General features: G+C 61.9%; 13 protein-coding genes and 1 riboswitch. Of the genes, 7 read left to right on the top strand and 6 right to left on the bottom strand.

The genetic code is table 11. From position 1 onward, the window contains the following. Positions 1–161 precede the first annotated feature (161 nt). The 4 genes from rpiA to QTL95_RS20565 all read left to right on the top strand — a co-directional run bounded on the left by rpiA (position 162) and on the right by QTL95_RS20565 (position 4586). Complete coding sequence (gene rpiA / locus QTL95_RS20580) at positions 162–860, top strand: ribose-5-phosphate isomerase RpiA (protein WP_289721774.1); 699 nt, start codon at positions 162–164, stop codon at positions 858–860. Between the two features lie 17 nt (positions 861–877). Beyond that, entirely contained in the window at positions 878–1447 is a 570-nt protein-coding gene (locus QTL95_RS20575) for a DUF2059 domain-containing protein (RefSeq protein ID WP_289721773.1), read from the top strand. A 111-nt stretch (positions 1448–1558) separates the two neighbouring features. Further along, positions 1559–2944: a glutathione-disulfide reductase gene (gene gor, locus QTL95_RS20570; RefSeq protein WP_289721772.1), complete on the top strand. Its 1386-nt coding sequence runs from the start codon at positions 1559–1561 to the stop codon at positions 2942–2944. A 268-nt stretch (positions 2945–3212) separates the two neighbouring features. Then, positions 3213–4586, top strand: coding sequence for a class II 3-deoxy-7-phosphoheptulonate synthase (locus QTL95_RS20565; RefSeq protein ID WP_289721771.1), 1374 nt, complete (start codon positions 3213–3215; stop codon positions 4584–4586). A gap of 51 nt (positions 4587–4637) precedes the next feature. Here the strand turns inward: QTL95_RS20565 and QTL95_RS20560 are convergent, their stop codons facing one another. The 4 genes from QTL95_RS20560 to QTL95_RS20545 all read right to left on the bottom strand — a co-directional run bounded on the left by QTL95_RS20560 (position 4638) and on the right by QTL95_RS20545 (position 9559). Continuing rightward, complete coding sequence (locus QTL95_RS20560; protein WP_289721770.1) at positions 4638–6380, bottom strand: pilus assembly protein TadG-related protein; 1743 nt, start codon at positions 6378–6380, stop codon at positions 4638–4640. After that, positions 6377–6799, bottom strand: a complete 423-nt coding sequence (locus tag QTL95_RS20555) for a TadE/TadG family type IV pilus assembly protein (protein ID WP_442981328.1) — start codon at positions 6797–6799, stop codon at positions 6377–6379. Before QTL95_RS20555 ends, QTL95_RS20560 begins: the two co-directional genes overlap by 4 nt. Before the next feature lie 239 nt (positions 6800–7038). Continuing rightward, on the bottom strand, positions 7039–7563 hold the full coding sequence (locus QTL95_RS20550) for a DUF1003 domain-containing protein (RefSeq protein WP_289721769.1): 525 nt from the start codon (positions 7561–7563) through the stop codon (positions 7039–7041). Positions 7564–7645: 82 nt separating this feature from the next. Continuing rightward, positions 7646–9559, bottom strand: coding sequence for an LTA synthase family protein (locus QTL95_RS20545; protein WP_289721768.1), 1914 nt, complete (start codon positions 9557–9559; stop codon positions 7646–7648). A gap of 210 nt (positions 9560–9769) precedes the next feature. Between QTL95_RS20545 and QTL95_RS20540 the strand changes: the two genes are divergently transcribed. Together QTL95_RS20540 and bluB are read left to right on the top strand one after the other, a co-directional pair. Further along, positions 9770–10603, top strand: a complete 834-nt coding sequence (locus tag QTL95_RS20540; RefSeq protein WP_289721767.1) for a TolB family protein — start codon at positions 9770–9772, stop codon at positions 10601–10603. Between the two features lie 30 nt (positions 10604–10633). After that, positions 10634–10813, top strand: a riboswitch (cobalamin riboswitch). Positions 10814–10853: 40 nt separating this feature from the next. Beyond that, complete coding sequence (gene bluB / locus QTL95_RS20535; protein WP_289721766.1) at positions 10854–11591, top strand: 5,6-dimethylbenzimidazole synthase; 738 nt, start codon at positions 10854–10856, stop codon at positions 11589–11591. Here bluB and QTL95_RS20530 read toward each other — a convergent pair. Beyond that, positions 11548–12618 (bottom strand): DUF2865 domain-containing protein, encoded by a 1071-nt coding sequence (locus tag QTL95_RS20530; protein ID WP_289721765.1) that lies wholly within the window; start codon positions 12616–12618, stop codon positions 11548–11550. The two genes, bluB and QTL95_RS20530, sit on opposite strands and share 44 nt — an antisense overlap. Positions 12619–12744: 126 nt before the next feature. Beyond that, entirely contained in the window at positions 12745–15057 is a 2313-nt protein-coding gene (locus tag QTL95_RS20525; protein WP_289721764.1) for an NADP-dependent malic enzyme, read from the bottom strand. Between the two features lie 253 nt (positions 15058–15310). Between QTL95_RS20525 and QTL95_RS20520 the strand changes: the two genes are divergently transcribed. After that, a complete protein-coding gene (locus tag QTL95_RS20520; protein ID WP_442981327.1) occupies positions 15311–16120 on the top strand; it encodes a UDP-2,3-diacylglucosamine diphosphatase in 810 nt (269 codons plus the stop codon). The last annotated feature ends 11 nt before the right edge of the window (positions 16121–16131 follow it).

The following is a 16131-nucleotide window of genomic DNA, read 5'->3' as shown; positions in this document are numbered from 1 at the left end:
GGGAGTAGGCGATAGGCACTGTAATTGCAACGCCCCCAAGGATTGAGGGGTAGTAACGACCGTCCCCGTATTTCGAAAATCATTGCGTTATTTTGGCTTTCGTTTGACCTGCGAGGCGTGTAAACAGCACATCCAACGTAACAATCCGGAGTATGCGGCGCATGGATGCCCGCGAAATGAAGATCAAGGCGGCCGAGGTTGCGCTGTCGCATGTCGAAGACGGCATGCGGCTAGGGATCGGGACCGGAAGCACGGCCGAGGAGTTCGTGCGGCTGCTGGCCGAGAAGGTCGCGGGCGGGTTCCGGGTCGAGGGTGTTCCAACCTCGGAGCGCACCGCGAGACTTTGCGTCGAGCTTGGTGTTCCCCTGAAGTCGCTGGACGAACTGCCAACGCTCGATCTGACGATCGACGGCGCCGACGAGGTCGATTCCGACCTGCGGCTGATCAAGGGCGGCGGCGGTGCGTTGCTGCGTGAAAAGATCGTCGCGGCCGCGTCCGAGCGGATGATCGTCATCGCCGACGAAAGCAAACTGGTCGACACCCTCGGCGCCTTCGCGTTGCCGATCGAGGTCAACATCTTCGGGCTCGTCGCCACGCGTATCGCCATTGAAAAACAGGCGTCGCGGCTCGGTCTGAGCGGCAAGCTGACGCTGAGGCAATCCGGTGACGGAGATTTTACCACGGACGGCGGCCACTACATCATCGATGCATCTTTTGGCCGTATTCCTGATGCAGAGGCGCTTTCAAACGCGCTTTATTCGATACCCGGAGTCGTTGAACACGGGCTCTTTCTCAACATGGCGACGCTTGCGATCATCGCTGGTCCAGCAGGCGCACGAACGCTCAGGGCGAACAGGTAACAGGAGCATTGAAACTCATGATTAAATTTGCAGGTCTTGGCCGTCTTGCTGCTGCGACCGTGGTGCTTTCGGGTATCGCACTCGGCTCTGCGGCGCATGCCCAGGAAGCTTCTCCGGAACAGCTGAAGGCGGCGCGCGCCGCTATCGACGCCATCGGCGCGACCACTCAGTTCGACAACATCCTGCCGGGGCTGGCCGAACGCCTGAAGGCCGACCTGATCCAGGATTCGCCGAACTACCAGGACGTGATCACGGCTGAGGTCGACAAGCAGGCGCTTGCTCTCGCACCACGTCGCGCCGATCTCGAAAAGGAAGCGGCGCTCACCTACGCAAAGGCTTTCTCGGTCGAGGAGCTGAACGCGATCGCTCAGTTCTACAGCTCGCCGGTCGGCCAGAAGCTGCTGCGTGACGGCCCGATCGCTTCGCGCGAGACCGTCAAGGCGGCCGATATCTGGGCGCAGGGCATCTCTCGCGACCTGCAGAAGTCTACCAGCACCGAGCTCTCGAAGGTGATCAAGGTTGCGCCTGCCGCCGGTACCGATCCGGCTGCTCCGGCAGCGGCCGCGAAGCCCGCGGCCAAGCCGTAAGCCTGGGATATTGGAAATCGCGAAAGCCCGGCATCGTCCGGGCTTTTGTTTTTGGTGCCCCCGGCACTATATCTGTGCCATCCCTTCCGACGATTCCATCCGGAGCTTTTCATGACTTCCTACGATTACGACCTCTTCGTCATTGGTGGCGGATCCGGCGGCGTGCGCAGCGCGCGGGTTGCCGCATCGCTCGGCAAGAAGGTGGCGATCGCGGAGGAGTATCGGTACGGCGGCACCTGCGTCATTCGCGGTTGCGTGCCGAAGAAGCTGTTCGTCTACGCCTCGCAGTATCACGAGCATTTCGAGGATGCGGCGGGATACGGCTGGACGGTTGGCGAAAGCTCGTTCGACTGGAAGAAGCTGATCGCGGCCAAGGATGCCGAGATCACCCGTCTCGAGGGGCTGTACAAGAAGGGGCTGTCGGGCGCCAACGCCGAGATCCTTGAGACGCGCGCCGAACTGGTGGACGCGCACACGGTGCGGTTGGTCAACAGCGGCAAGACGGTGACGGCGAAGACCATCGTCATCGCGACCGGCGGGCGGCCCAATCCGCACGAGGCGCTGCCGGGCTCCGAGCTCTGCATTTCGTCCAACGAGGCCTTTCATCTCGAGGAACTACCGAAGTCGATCGTGATCGTCGGCGGCGGCTACATCGCGGTCGAGTTCGCCAACATTTTCCATGGCCTCGGCGTCGAGACGACTCTCGTCTATCGTGGGGCCGAAATCCTCTCGCGCTTCGACCACGACATGCGCCGCGGGCTGCATGAGGCGATGGTCGCCAAGGGCATTCGCATTCTCTGCCATGAGATGCTGAAGAAGGTATCGAAGGACGGCGCTCGGCTTGAGGTCGAGACGCTGAACAGCGGCGCGCTGACGACCGATGTGGTGTTGCTGGCGATCGGGCGCGTTCCGAACACGGAAGGCCTGGGGCTGGAGGCGGCGGGCGTCGCGACCGACGCGCGCGGCGCCATCGTCGTCGACGATTACTCGCGCACCAACGTTCCGAACATCTATGCGCTGGGCGATGTCACCGACCGGGTACAGCTGACGCCGGTGGCGATCCACGAGGCGATGTGCTTCATCGAGACCGAATACAAGAACAATCCGACCAAGCCGGACCACGACACGATCGCGACCGCCGTCTTCTCGCAGCCGGAGATCGGGACCGTTGGCCTGACCGAGGAAGAGGCAGGCAAGCGATACAAGGATGTCGAGGTCTATCGCGCGCAGTTCCGGCCGCTGAAGGCGACGCTTTCCGGCCGGACCGAGAAGATGATCATGAAGCTGCTCGTCGACGGCGCAAGCCGCAAGGTGATCGGCGCCCACATCCTCGGTCACGACGCCGGCGAAATGGCGCAGCTGCTCGGCATCACGCTGAAGGCCGGCTGCACCAAGGATGATTTCGACCGGACCATGGCGGTACATCCGACGGCAGCCGAAGAATTGGTGACGACGTATGCGCCGAGCTATCGCTTGCGGGATGGCGTGCGCGTCTGAGACGTGTTTCGAGCCGTGCCGCGAAGCCCTTCCCGGCACGGTCGTCCAATGGAGACACTGCGTTTCCCATTGGCATCACAGCGTGATGCATTTCCCGTTTGAAATCGTCCTTCCAAATCCCTTTATGTAGCGCTCGACACGGCCGCAAATGCGCCTCGATGAGGCTCAAACGCGGCTATGCAAAAAGGCGGTAAAGGTTTATAAGCCGCCCAGCATTTTTAAGGCGAGACATCCGGCAAGAGGCCGGATGCTGGAACAGGTGAGCGAAATGGCACAGAATTGGACTCCGAACAGTTGGCGGCAAAAACCGATCCAGCAGGTTCCGGACTATCCGGACCAGGCGGCATTGGCAGCAACGGAAGCCCAGCTCGCAAGCTATCCGCCACTGGTTTTTGCCGGTGAAGCGCGCCGCCTGAAGAAGCATCTCGCAAACGTCGCCGAAGGCAACGGTTTCCTGCTGCAGGGCGGCGACTGTGCGGAGAGCTTCGCCGAGCACGGCGCCGACAACATCCGTGACTTCTTCCGCGCCTTCCTGCAGATGGCCGTCGTCTTGACTTATGGCGCGCAGCTGCCTGTCGTGAAAGTTGGTCGTATCGCCGGTCAGTTTGCCAAGCCGCGTTCGTCTGGTATCGAGACCCAGGGCGACGTGTCGCTGCCGAGCTACCGTGGCGATATCATCAACGGCATCGAGTTCACGGAAGAGTCCCGCATTCCGAACCCTGAGCGTCAGGCCATGGCGTACCGCCAGTCGGCGGCCACGCTGAACCTGCTGCGCGCCTTCGCGATGGGTGGCTATGCCAACCTCGAGAACGTGCACCAGTGGATGCTCGGCTTCGTCAAGGACAGCCCGCAGGGTGAGCGCTACCACAAGCTCGCCGGCCGCATCAGCGAAACCATGGACTTCATGAAGGCGATCGGCATTACCGCCGAGAACCAGCCGAGCCTGCGCGAGACCGACTTCTTCACCAGCCACGAAGCCCTGCTTCTCGGCTACGAGGAAGCGCTAACCCGCGTCGACTCGACCTCGGGCGACTGGTACGCGACCTCGGGCCACATGATCTGGATCGGCGATCGTACGCGTCAGGCGGACCATGCGCATGTCGAATACTGCCGCGGTATCAAGAACCCGATCGGTCTGAAGTGCGGTCCTTCGCTGCAGGCGGACGATCTGCTGAACCTGATCGATATCCTGAACCCGACCAACGAGGCCGGCCGGCTGACGTTGATCTGCCGCTTCGGTCACGACAAGGTCGCCGATCACCTGCCGCGTCTCATCCGCGCCGTCGAGCGTGAGGGCCGCGAGGTCGTGTGGTCCTGCGATCCGATGCACGGCAACACGATCACGCTCAACCACTACAAGACGCGTCCGTTCGAGCGGATCCTGTCGGAAGTCGAAAGCTTCTTCCAGATTCACCGCGCGGAAGGCTCGCATCCCGGCGGCATCCACATCGAGATGACCGGCAAGGACGTGACGGAGTGCACCGGCGGTGCGCGCGCGGTCACGGCGGAAGACCTGCACGACCGCTACCATACGCATTGCGACCCGCGTCTCAATGCCGACCAGGCACTCGAACTGGCATTCCTGCTGTCCGAGCGCATGAAGAGCGGTCGCGACGAAAAGCGTCTGGCCGTCAGCGCCTGATCTTCGGGAAAATAGAATGAAGGAGAGCCCGGCCATTGCGCCGGGCTTTTTCTATTGCACCAGTACGGACTGCTGGCAGCGGGCGTCGGTGAAGCGGACGTCGGCCTCGCCGATCTTGATGCCGAGCAACAACAGCGTGTTGTAGAGCAGTTCGTCGAGCGGCACGGTGGCGGCGGAGAGCGTGTCGGCGATGGCGCCGAGCACCGTGGTATCCGTGCCGAGCGTGATGAAGAGCAGCTGCAGCCGGATATCCGTCTTCTTCAGAAGAGATTGCACCGTCGTCGTCAGCGTGTCGCGTGTGGAAACGTTCTTGATCGTCTTGGCGGCGATGTCCGGCTGCTGGAAGGTGAGCCGCTGCTTGGTGCTGTTGGTCGCGGTGGTGTCGGCCATGGCGGAGACCTTGAGCAGCGTGGCGTCGATGATCGTCGCTCTCGTGACGCGTGGCTTGCTGCCGAAGTTCGCCATCGCCGTCTGGTCGACATCGCCAAGTGCGATTTCCGCCACGCCGGGGACGACATCGACACCGAGGCTGGCGTTGCGGGGATTGCCGCCGAGGCAGGAGAATGTCTGGAGCTTTGCTTCGCCATAGGCCGCCTCGACGTAGAGCGGAATGCGGATCTTGATGCCGGTGATGGCGGCGAGGCCGGAGACGGTGGCCTCGATCTGAAGACGCAGCTGCGCCGTTCGCACTGCCGTACCGATCGTGCCCAGCGCATTGGAGGTCACGCCCTGCGGACGTTCGCCGATCGCGAGGTTCAGCGTGACGTTGGTCAGGCCGGGAACACCGGCCGCGACATTGACAGCCACCTGCTTCTTCTGGTTGGCGGCAAGTGCCGTAGTAGAGAGAATGTCGAGTGCGCTTGCCTGAACCAAAAGATGCGAGCCGGTGCCGACGAGGCGCTCGCCGGTCTGGCCGAGATTGACGAGATCCTCCAGTTTCACCTTTAGCTGGGTGGTGGACAGTGTCTTTTCGAGCGCGGCGATGGTTTTGGAGGCGGTCGCGGATAGGCCGGGGGTCTTGCCGAGCGTCTTAAGCAGTTGCGGATAGGAGATGCTCGTCGAGAGGACTTTGTCGTAGTTCGCCGCGGTGAGGTTGAGGTCCGTCGCCAGAAGATCGAGGAAGGTCAAGAGATCGACATCGGTTGCCAGGAGAGCCTCGTAGTCTGCCACCTTGAGCGATACCGTCGTGCCCAGCAGGCTGCCGAGAAGAGCGTTCAGGACGCCACCGTTCATGCTCGCAAGACGCGAGCCGATGGAGAAGGCGGCGACCTTCGATGCCGAGGCCGTTCCCGTGGCATGCAGCGTCGGCGGGGTGGTGAAGGCATTGGCGAAGGCGAATTCGGCCTTCTGCGTCATTGCAACCTTTACGGCGTCATACGGCTTCACGCCGGCGGCAAAGCGCTGACCGGCGGGGATGGTGGGGTCGGCGACATAGGTGCCGGGCGTGTATTCCGCCACAGCTTGGAATTGACCGATCTTGTTGCTGTCGAGCGGCAGGCCGCCATCCGGGGTCACGTAGCCGCCGGCGGTCTTGACGGCAACGAGAATGCCGTTCTTCTGGAAGTTGGTCGCAAGATTGGCGGCGGCGTTGTCGATGTCGGATGCCGCGACGATCGCACCGATGTCGCTCAATTGCTGAAGCCGGCGCTGCTGCAGGGTGACCATCCCGTAGTCGACACCGAGCGCCAGGGAGTAGACGATGAGAGGCAGGCAAAGTGCCGCTGTTATCGCCACATTGCCTGCCTTGTCGGCTTTCAATCCGGACCAGGTCGCCCGGCACCACGCAGCATTCATATGCCACCCATGCGGATCGTTGCAAAACGGCGAATGACCGTGCTTGGGAGCGGGAAAGTGTAGAGTTTCCAGATAGGAAGCGCAGACGCGTCGTATTCCGTCGTCACGGTGAACTGGTTGGCGTTCTTGGGGTCGGTGGCGACTTTGACGACCAGCTTCTTCCTGTCGATCAGCGGGTCATTCATGGTCGAGATCTCTATGTAATTGTTGACGAGCTCTGCGCGTTCCTGATCAGAGAGGCCGGCAACAGCGGTGCGGGCGGCGTCGGCGGTCAACTGCTGCAGGGAGTGCGCCGCGCTAAGGTAGATTCCATAGGCGATCAGCGTGAGTACGATCAGGAGGAAAAGGGGCGCCACGATTGCAAACTCGACCGCTGCCGCTCCGCCTTTGTGGCGATGGAAACAACGCATCGTCTTCATTCGACATACCTCCGGCGCCATCATGGGTTGCGGCACGTTCAGTTCGACATTACGTTCGCATTTATTAATTTTTGATAAGCTAATGAACGCGATAAGTGTATTTTTGCGGGATTTGCTCCGGCGATGTTTACACTTGAGGGAGGTGCGATGTTGCCAGCTGGTTCAATGGCGGGCGGGTCACATAAGATGGAGCGAGGCTGATTTTAGCTCCACCTTCGGTGGTGTCGCCGGAAACTCTCCTACTTGTCGAGCCTAGCTGCCAGCCGGCTGATGTCCTCGCGCAGGGCGGCGATTTCGGTGAGGACCTGCATGTCGATCTTCTGATGGAGCGACAGAACCTCGAGTTCGGCCTTGAGGTTGACTTCGTAATCCTTCGCCGCCTCGAAGCGATCGCGTTCCGCCTGCCGGTTCTGCGACATCATGATGATCGGCGCCTGGATCGCGGCGATCATGGACAGTACGAGATTGAGGAAGATGAAGGGGTAGGGATCGAAGGCGCCGGTAGCGAGCACAACGGTGTTGATGGCACACCAGACAACCAGAAAGACCAGAAAGGTCGTGATGAAGCCCCAGGAGCCGCCGACACGCGCGATGGCGTCCGCCATCCGCTCGCCGAAGGAAGATTCGGCCTTCAGCGCGGCGTTGATGTCGGTGGAGATGATCTTGCGCTCATGCGCCTTGGCAAGGACGCGTTTTTCGATGTCGCCAAGTTCACCGGCGGATTTGTCGAAATGCAGGTGGACGAAGCTGGAGAGATTGTTCATGGCGCGACTCCCGAAAGACATTCCTCATTCGGGAGTAGTCCGGTCCGCGGCCAAATTCAATGCGGCAGCGCGTCGACCTCGATTATGACCCGTCGGCGCTCAACCATGCGTGCTGCGGGAAGAAGCGGTCGAGCGACTGCGCCTTGCCGAACATGATATCGTGCTGCAGGAAGCGGTAGTCGCGCACCAGCGGATCCAGGTCCTTCGGCTTCAACACCCAGTTGGGAGAGGGCGTGTTGTCGCGGGCGACCAGCTGGTAGCGGTCGACGACGTCGTATTTCTTCTGCACGCGGCCGAGGAACCCGGTGTAGAACGGGTGCTCGAAGCCGGCGTATTTCAGAAGGTGATAGGAGAGCAGCGACGGGCTGATCGTGCCGACGTCCTTCTTGGTGCCCTTCTTGCTGGACCAGATGACCAGCGGAGTTTCATGCTCCTGCTTCATCACGTCGACCGATGCCTTGCGGGTGGCGACCTGGTCGGGCATGTAGCCGGTGTTCATGTAGACGCTGCCGAGCGGCGGCAGGTGATCGCCCCACAGCACGATGATCGTTTCGCGGTCGCGCTTCTCGGCCCAGTCCATCAGCATCTTCAAGCTGTCGTCGGCTTCCTTCACGCCCTGCGTATAGGTTCCGAGCGTTGCCTTGTCCGCATCGGGGATGTTGCCCTGGATATCGATCGTATTCTTGGCGTAGCGGTTCGGCTCGTATGGGCCATGTCCCTGCAGGGTGACGGCGAAGAAGAAGAACGGGCGGTCCATGCCGTCGGCTTCGTTCATGATCTCCTTCATCAGGCTATCATCGGAGGCGAAGATGCCGCGCTTTTCCATCGGCGGCATCGTGTCCTCGGTGCGGAACTCCTCGAAGCCGAAATCCTTGTAGACCTCGTTGCGGTTCCAGAACCAGCCGCTGAAGGGATGCAGCGAGCGCGCCGCGTAGCCTTCGCCGCGGAAGAAGGTGGCGAGCGACGGGATATCGCGGCGAATGTACTGCTGATACGGGATGCTGCCATAGGGCAGGAAGGCGTTGGAGAACCCGGTCAGCGCCTCGAACTCGACATTGGCAGTCATGCCGCCGAACTCGGGCGAGAAGACATAGCCGGACTGCGCAGCGCGAATATTGGGCATCGGGTCGGCGGAGAACTGCAGCGTCTTCAGGCGCGTCGGATCCCAGAAGGATTCGCTCATCAGCATGATGACATCCGGCTTTTCGCGCGGGCCGCTCAGATAGCCGTAGTTGCGGGCCGGGATGGCATCCAGCGCCTGTGTTCCGAAGCCCGCGGGAGCTGCGACGTCGGCCATCGGAATGTTGAAGATGAAGGCCAGGATGAAGCCGTTGCTGCGGTAGTTTTCCTTCTGGTCCCACATCATCGGCACGACCTGCAGGCGGTCGCGGATATAAGAATACTGCGAGTAATCCATCAGTGAACCGAAGGCGGCGATGACGGGCAGGCCGAGACACAGAGTCTTTAGGCGGGTCGGGACCGAAATCCTGGGGAAATGCCGCCAGCCGTAGCGCAGGGCCAAGACAAGGCCGGCCACAGAGAGCACGATACCGACGGCGAGAGCGACTGCCGTGAAGGGGCGATCGCGAACCATGACTGGCAGCAGCTCCATGATCTGCCGTCCGAACAGCATGTCCGACGGATAAAGCGGATCGGAGAGGTAGTGCTGCTTCTGGTTGGATATGAAGGCCGTGGTGATGACCAGTGGCACGACCAGCAGCGCGGACAGAAAGCGCCGGCCGAAGACCGCGTCCAGCGACAGCATTAGGACTGTCAGCATGGCGACGGTAGTCATGCCGGGACGCGCGGTCGATGTCAGGAAGGTGCCGACATCCGTGAAGGTGTCGCGGGCGATTGCTTCGACCACGATGGTGGTGAAAAGCGCAAGAATGGCCGTAAGCGCGACACCGAGTGCAACGCGCACGGCGGCCGAGCGCGTGTTCGCGCGCGAGCCGGCGTAAAGCGAGGCCACGCGCATTGCGGTGGCAGACCTCATGACTTGCGCGATCAAGGGGAAAACTCCAGTGTCATCAAAGCGTCATTGAACTGTCACATCTTCGTCATGAACGCTAGATGAACCGGTATTGTTTCGCGGATTTATCCGAAGAGCTTATTGCTTGTGCAAAAGCGCGGCGCGCGATGGCAGGTTGCCCGGCGGCTGTCGGTGACCTAATTCGGTGTCGTGTTCAGATAGTGGAGGATCGTCGTGCGCAGTTCCGTAGAGATATACAACATAAAAACCAAGGAGATGCGGGTCGTCTGGCAGACCGATCAACTGGTCGAGGCGCCGAATTTTTCGCCCGACGGCACCTACCTGCTGCTCAACGGCGATGGACTATTGCATCGTCTGGTGCTTGATGGGGTGAGCAGCGTTGAAACAATCGACACCGGCTTCGCGCAGCAGTGCAACAACGACCACGGCATTTCGCCCGACGGCACTGAGATCGTGATCTCCGACAAGGTCGAGCACGGAAAATCGGCGATCTACATCGTGCCTGCCGAAGGGGGCGTTCCAAGGCCTGTCACAGCCAATCTGCCATCCTACTGGCATGGCTGGTCGCCCGATGGAAAGCGCCTGAGCTATTGCGGCATCCGCAACGATCTCTTCGATATCTACACGATCGCGGTCGAAGGCGGCGAGGAGACGCGGCTGACGCATGGCGAGGGGCGTAATGATGGGCCTGATTATTCGGCCGACGGGCAGTGGATCTACTTCAACTCGAGCCGGACGGGTCTGATGCAGATCTGGCGCATCCATCCCGATGGCACCGGGCTCCAGCAGATCACCGGCGACAACTACGGCAACTGGTTTCCGCATCCTTCGCCCGACAACAGCAAGGTGCTGATCCTCTCCTACGACCCCGATGTGTTCGATCATCCGCGCGATCTTGATGTCCGGCTACGGCTGATGGACATGGATGGCGGCAACCTGACGACCTTGTTCGAGCTCTTCGGCGGGCAGGGCACGATCAATGTGCCCTGCTGGTCACCTGGTGGTGACGAGTTCGCCTATGTCCGCTACTTCCCGGTAGCTGAGTGATCTAAGCTGTTGCATATCGCGCGGCGGGACGGCATAGCAGTTCCGTCGGGTGCCCGCTCATGCGGGAGAATCGGGAATTCGGTGCAAATCCGGAACGTGCCCAACGCTGTGAGGCCGACGCCTGCCGCAATATGCCACTGGTGACTGCCGGGAAGGCGCGGCGGGCGGATGACGCCCAGTCAGAAGACCGGCCCGACATCATAGACTGACCCGCGCGGACGGCGGGCGGTTGTGTTGTTGGGGATAGACGATGCGACCAGATGATTCCGGCTCTCTTGCGGGAGCCGCTGCCTTTTCTGCCGAAGAGCGCGAGGCGGTCTACAAGGCGATTTCGACGAGACGCGACGTGCGGTCTCAGTTCCTTCCCGATGCGGTCGATGACGACATGGTGCGACGGCTGCTGGAGGCCGCGCATCATGCGCCGTCGGTGGGCTTCATGCAGCCGTGGAATTTCATCGTGGTGCGCAGTCCTCAGGTACGTCAATCCGTATGGGAGGCATTCAGCCGGGCCAATGCGGAAGCGGCAGAAATGTTTTCCGGGGCGCGGCAGCAGGCCTATCGCTCGCTGAAGCTCGAGGGGATCAGGACGGCGCCGCTGGGAATCTGCGTGACCTCAGATCCCGAGCGTTGCGGCGACGTCGTGCTGGGAAGAACTCACAATCCCAAAATGGATTCCTACTCGACGGTCTGCGCAGTGCAGAACCTGTGGCTGGCGGCGCGGGCCGAAGGGATCGGCGTCGGCTGGGTGAGCATCTTTCATGAGACGGATCTGAAGCGCATCCTTGGCGTTCCCGACAGGATCGAGATCGTCGCCTGGCTGTGTGTCGGCTACGTCGATCAGATTTACCAGGAGCCGGAACTTGCCGTGAAGGGATGGCGCCAGCGGGTGCCGCTGGAAGAGCTCGTCTTCGCCGATCGTTGGGGCGAGCCCGCTGGAGATCCCGTCAGTTCTGCTGCGGCTGAGGGCCCGGGGTCGCGGGGTTCCTGAGGTCGATGGTACCCTGATCGCCGGCCAGGAACTGCGGGCCGATCTGGCGCACCTTGCTGGCCGCCGGGTCGTAGGGGCGATCGGGGACCTGTGCCTGTGATGCCGGTGCCGACTGCTTGGCTTCCGTCTCCGGCTTCTTGGTCTCGATCACGGTGATGGAGCCCTGCTTCGGCGGTTCGCTGATTTGCTGGCCCTTGCGCATGCGCTCGTAATAGCCGGTGAGATCGCAGGTGCAACTGCTCTTCTCGCCGGGTTTGCGATCCTTATAGGCGAAGGCGTTCGGCATGGCGCTGTAGGGCGCGCCGGTCGAGATCGAGGTCATGTTGGCGGTCTCGGTGCTCGATACGTCGTGGTAGAAGAGTTCGGTCTGAACGCCGGGGCACATCTGCGCACAGGTGCTGGCGTCGCGGGAAAAGTCCATCGACGTGGCGTTCGAACTGATCGGAAAGAAGCCGCCGTCGCAGGTGCGGACGCAGACGGTGTTGACGTGCGAGCCGCCGCCGGGGAACCCGAACAGGCGGCGATTGTCGGTGCCATCGGGAGAGATGAAGCTGTCCCGTGTCGCCTGTTCGTCGATGCTGGGAGCAGGCTCATATTGCGGGTCGATGGCCCAGCGCTGGTCGTTGCAGCCATTGGCATCGAGCGCTGCCATCAGCTCGTTTCTGGCGCGGGTGCCGTCGCTCCGGGCGCGCAGCGTGTCACGCTGGTCTTGGAGATAGCGGATGTTGTCGAGCATCTGCGTCTCGGCATGGCCGAGTTCCTGACAGTAATCGGCATTCTCCCCGCCGATGACGACCATGCTGCCGCTGGTGCAGCCGTTGCGCCTGAGGTCGCTGCGGACCTTGCGAAGCTCGATGTTCTGCTCGGCGAGCGCGCCGGCGAATTTGCGGATTTCCGGAGAGGTACCGATAATCTCAGGCAGATCGGCCATGCGCGCGCGCAGGTCGCCGCAGATTTCCGCCGTCTGGGCGTGAAGCGGTGTGGCAAGCGCAAGGCCGAGCGCGAAAGAGAGTATCCAGCGTTTCAAGGCATCGTCCCAAAGGCGAGCAAATACCGAGTTGTCGGGGGCGGCCGCTGCCGCCCCTTTCTACTAGCTCGTTTTTCTTAACAAGCTGCCGCTGAAATCCTAGAGCATTTTCCCGGATTAGGCCAATCAGGCCGGCTGGGATGCCTCAACGACGGCAAGTGCGGCCATATTGACCACGCCGCGCGAGGTGACCGAAGGTGCCAGGATATGGGCAGGCATCGCCGCGCCGAGCAGGATCGGGCCGACATGCAGGCCGTCCGTCATCGACTTGACGACACCGAGCGTGATGTTGGCGGCGTCGAGGTTCGGGAAGACCAGCAGGTTGGCTTCGTCATGCAGCGTCGTATCCGGCATGACGCGCTTGCGGATCGCTGTGGAGATCGCGCTTTCGCCGTGCATTTCGCCGTCGACTTCGAGATCAGGCGCCGTCTCGCGGACGAGCTGCAGGGCGGCGCGCATCTTGGTTGCGCTTTCGGATTCGCGCGAGCCGAAATTCGAGTGCGAGACGAGGCCGGCGCGCGGCGTGATGCCGAAGCGCTTGATCTCCTCGGCGGCGAGAACGGTGGACTCGGCCACCTCCTCGGCGGTCGGGTTGAAGGTCACGTAGGTGTCGGTGAAGAAGGTCGCGCCGCGCTGCGAGATCAGCAGGCTGAGCGCGGAGAAGTCGCGGACGTTCGGACGTTTGCCGATGATCTGGCGGACATCGCGCAGGTGCTTCTCGTAGCGCCCTTCGAGACCGCAGATCAGCGCATCGGCTTCGCCGCGCTTCAGCGCCAGGGCGCCGATGACCGTCGTGTTGGTACGCACGATGGTTCGCGCGGCCTCCGGGATGACGCCGCGGCGGCCGACCAGCGAAAGATAGAGGTCGACATAGTCGCGGAAACGCGGATCGTCTTCCGGATTAATGACGTCGAAATCGGATAGCGGACGGATGCGCAAGCCGTAGCGCTTCAGACGCGTCTCGATGACCTGCGGACGGCCGATCAGGATCGGCTTGGCGATGCCCTCCTCGAGAAGGACCTGGGCGGCGCGCAGCACGCGCTCGTCTTCGCCTTCCGAGAAGATCACCCGCTTCTTGTCGGCATTCTTCGCGGCGGCGAAGATCGGCTTCATGACGAAGCCGGAGCGGAAGACGAAGCGGTTCAGCTGGTCGAGATAGGCGTCGAAATCGGTGATCGGGCGAAGTGCCACGCCGCTTTCGGCGGCAGCCTTGGCGACGGCGGGCGCGATGCGCAGAATGAGGCGCGGATCGAACGGCGAGGGGATGAGGTAGTTCGGGCCGAAGACCGGCGTTTCGTCGGAATAGGCGCGGGCGGCGACGTCGGACGGCTCTTCGCGGGCGAGCGACGCGATGGCGCGCACAGCGGCCATTTTCATCTCTTCATTGATCGTTACGGCACCGCAATCGAGTGCGCCACGGAAGATGAAGGGGAAGCAGAGGACGTTGTTGACCTGGTTCGGGAAGTCCGAGCGGCCGGTGCAGATCATCGCGTCGGGGCGTGCGGCGCGGGCGAGATCCGGCATGATTTCGGGGTTCGGGTTGGCGAGCGCCATGATCAGCGGCTTCTCGGCCATTTGCGCGAGCAGTTCCGGCTTCAGGACGCCCGCGGCCGACAGGCCGAGAAAGACGTCGGCGCCGCCGATGTTTTCAGCCAGCGTACGGGTGTCGCTCTTCTGGGCGTAGACGCTCTTCCATTCGTCCATCAGCTCGACGCGGCCTTCATAGACGAGGCCTTCGAGGTCGTGGACCCAGATGTTTTCGCGCTGGGCGCCCAAGGTGACAAGCAGATTGAGGCAGGCGAGCGCGGCTGCGCCGGCACCGGAGGCGACGATCTTGACGTCCTCGATCTTCTTCCCGGCCAACTCGAGACCGTTCAGGATCGCGGCGGCGACGATGATGGCTGTGCCGTGCTGGTCGTCATGGAAGACCGGGATCTTCATCTTCTCGCGCAGCTGCCGCTCGATCTCGAAACACTCCGGCGCCTTGATATCTTCGAGGTTGATGCCGCCGAAGGTCGGCTCCAGCGAGGCGACGGTGGAGACCATCTGGTCGACGGTCGTCGCATCGACCTCGATGTCGAAGACGTCGATATTGGCGAACTTCTTGAAAAGAACAGCCTTGCCTTCCATGACCGGCTTGGAGGCGAGCGGGCCGATATTGCCGAGGCCGAGGACGGCCGTGCCGTTCGAGATCACGGCAACCAGGTTGGCGCGCGAGGTGTAGTCGGCGGCCGTTTCCGGATTGTCGCGGATCGCGAGACAGGGGGCGGCGACGCCGGGCGAATAGGCAAGCGCCAGATCGCGCTGGTTGCCGAGCGGCTTGGTGGCCTGGATCTCGATCTTGCCGGGACGGGGATAGCGGTGGAAGAACAGCGCCTGTTCGTCGAGGCTCCCGCCTGCCGCATTGGTTTCCGTCTTCGGTTTGTCGCTGTGATCCATCATAAGCCTCCGGCTGCCGCACATGCTTTTTTGTTTTTGGGAATGCCTTCAATACATCAATCGGAAGAGCGAGACAGTCCGAATTTTGGCTGAAGTTGCGAAAAGAGGGCAAATGTGATGCGGCCGGCAAAGCCGTGGCCAAAAACCGCAAAAATCCATGGATTCAGGGGCATGTCATCTTCCTGAAACACGACTCTGGTTTTGGAGGGGCAGATGAACCGTGGGACATGGCATGATGCTTGAGAGGGATAATATGGATACGCGGCACTTCCGTACGCTCTTCATTTCCGATGTACATCTCGGCTCGAAGGCCGCCAAGGCGGACTTCCTCCTCGATTTCCTCAAGTATCACGATGCCGATACGATCGTTCTGGTCGGCGACATCATCGACGGCTGGCGGCTGAAGCGCAGCTGGTACTGGCCGCAGGTCTGCAACGACGTCGTCCAGAAGGTGCTGCGCAAGGCCCGCAAGGGAACGCGCGTCGTTTATATTCCCGGCAACCACGACGAATTTCTCCGCGACTTTCCCGGCACGCATTTCGGCGGCATCGAGGTGGTCGATCGCATGATGCACGAGGCGGCCGACGGCAAGAAATATCTGGTGCTGCACGGCGACCAGTTCGACGTCGTGGTCCGCAACGCCCGCCTGCTCGCCTACCTCGGCGACTGGGCCTACGACATGGCGATCATGATCAACGTGGCGCTGGCGGCGGTTCGCCGCAAGCTCGGCATGCCCTACTGGTCGTTCTCGGCCTGGGCCAAGCTGCAGGTCAAGCACGCGGTGAACTTCATCGGTGAGTTCCAGCGCGTCGTCGCCGACGAAGCGCGCAAGCACGAGGCTGACGGGGTGATCTGCGGTCATATCCACCATGCCGTGATGGAAGACATCGACGGCATCCGCTACATCAACACCGGCGACTGGGTCGAAAGCTGCACGGCGATCGTCGAGCATCAGGACGGCACGTTCGAGCTGATCGAATGGCGCGGCGCGGAGAACGCCCTGCCGATGATCCCGCTCGCCATCGAACACCGCGAAAAGGCGCTGGCGCAGGTCGCCGCGTAACGCGAAATCGG

The organism is Rhizobium sp. S152 (genome assembly GCF_030380735.1).
Classification (GTDB): domain Bacteria; phylum Pseudomonadota; class Alphaproteobacteria; order Rhizobiales; family Rhizobiaceae; genus Rhizobium.
The sequence above is the reverse complement of the archived record's forward strand: the minus strand, read 5'-3'. Positions and strand labels throughout refer to the sequence as shown.

What these genes read in the sequence shown, in the direction of transcription:
- QTL95_RS20525 (WP_289721764.1), bottom strand. Translation starts at nt 15,057, where the DNA reads ATGGATCACAGCGACAAACCGAAGACGGAAACCAATGCGGCAGGCGGG.
- QTL95_RS20550 (WP_289721769.1), bottom strand. Translation starts at nt 7,563, where the DNA reads ATGAACAATCTCTCCAGCTTCGTCCACCTGCATTTCGACAAATCCGCC.
- QTL95_RS20565 (WP_289721771.1), top strand. Translation starts at nt 3,213, where the DNA reads ATGGCACAGAATTGGACTCCGAACAGTTGGCGGCAAAAACCGATCCAG.
- bluB (WP_289721766.1), top strand. Translation starts at nt 10,854, where the DNA reads ATGCGACCAGATGATTCCGGCTCTCTTGCGGGAGCCGCTGCCTTTTCT.
- gor (WP_289721772.1), top strand. Translation starts at nt 1,559, where the DNA reads ATGACTTCCTACGATTACGACCTCTTCGTCATTGGTGGCGGATCCGGC.
- QTL95_RS20520 (WP_442981327.1), top strand. Translation starts at nt 15,311, where the DNA reads ATGGATACGCGGCACTTCCGTACGCTCTTCATTTCCGATGTACATCTC.
- rpiA (WP_289721774.1), top strand. Translation starts at nt 162, where the DNA reads ATGGATGCCCGCGAAATGAAGATCAAGGCGGCCGAGGTTGCGCTGTCG.
- QTL95_RS20545 (WP_289721768.1), bottom strand. Translation starts at nt 9,559, where the DNA reads ATGAGGTCTGCCACCGCAATGCGCGTGGCCTCGCTTTACGCCGGCTCG.
- QTL95_RS20575 (WP_289721773.1), top strand. Translation starts at nt 878, where the DNA reads ATGATTAAATTTGCAGGTCTTGGCCGTCTTGCTGCTGCGACCGTGGTG.
- QTL95_RS20560 (WP_289721770.1), bottom strand. Translation starts at nt 6,380, where the DNA reads ATGAATGCTGCGTGGTGCCGGGCGACCTGGTCCGGATTGAAAGCCGAC.
- QTL95_RS20555 (WP_442981328.1), bottom strand. Translation starts at nt 6,799, where the DNA reads ATGAAGACGATGCGTTGTTTCCATCGCCACAAAGGCGGAGCGGCAGCG.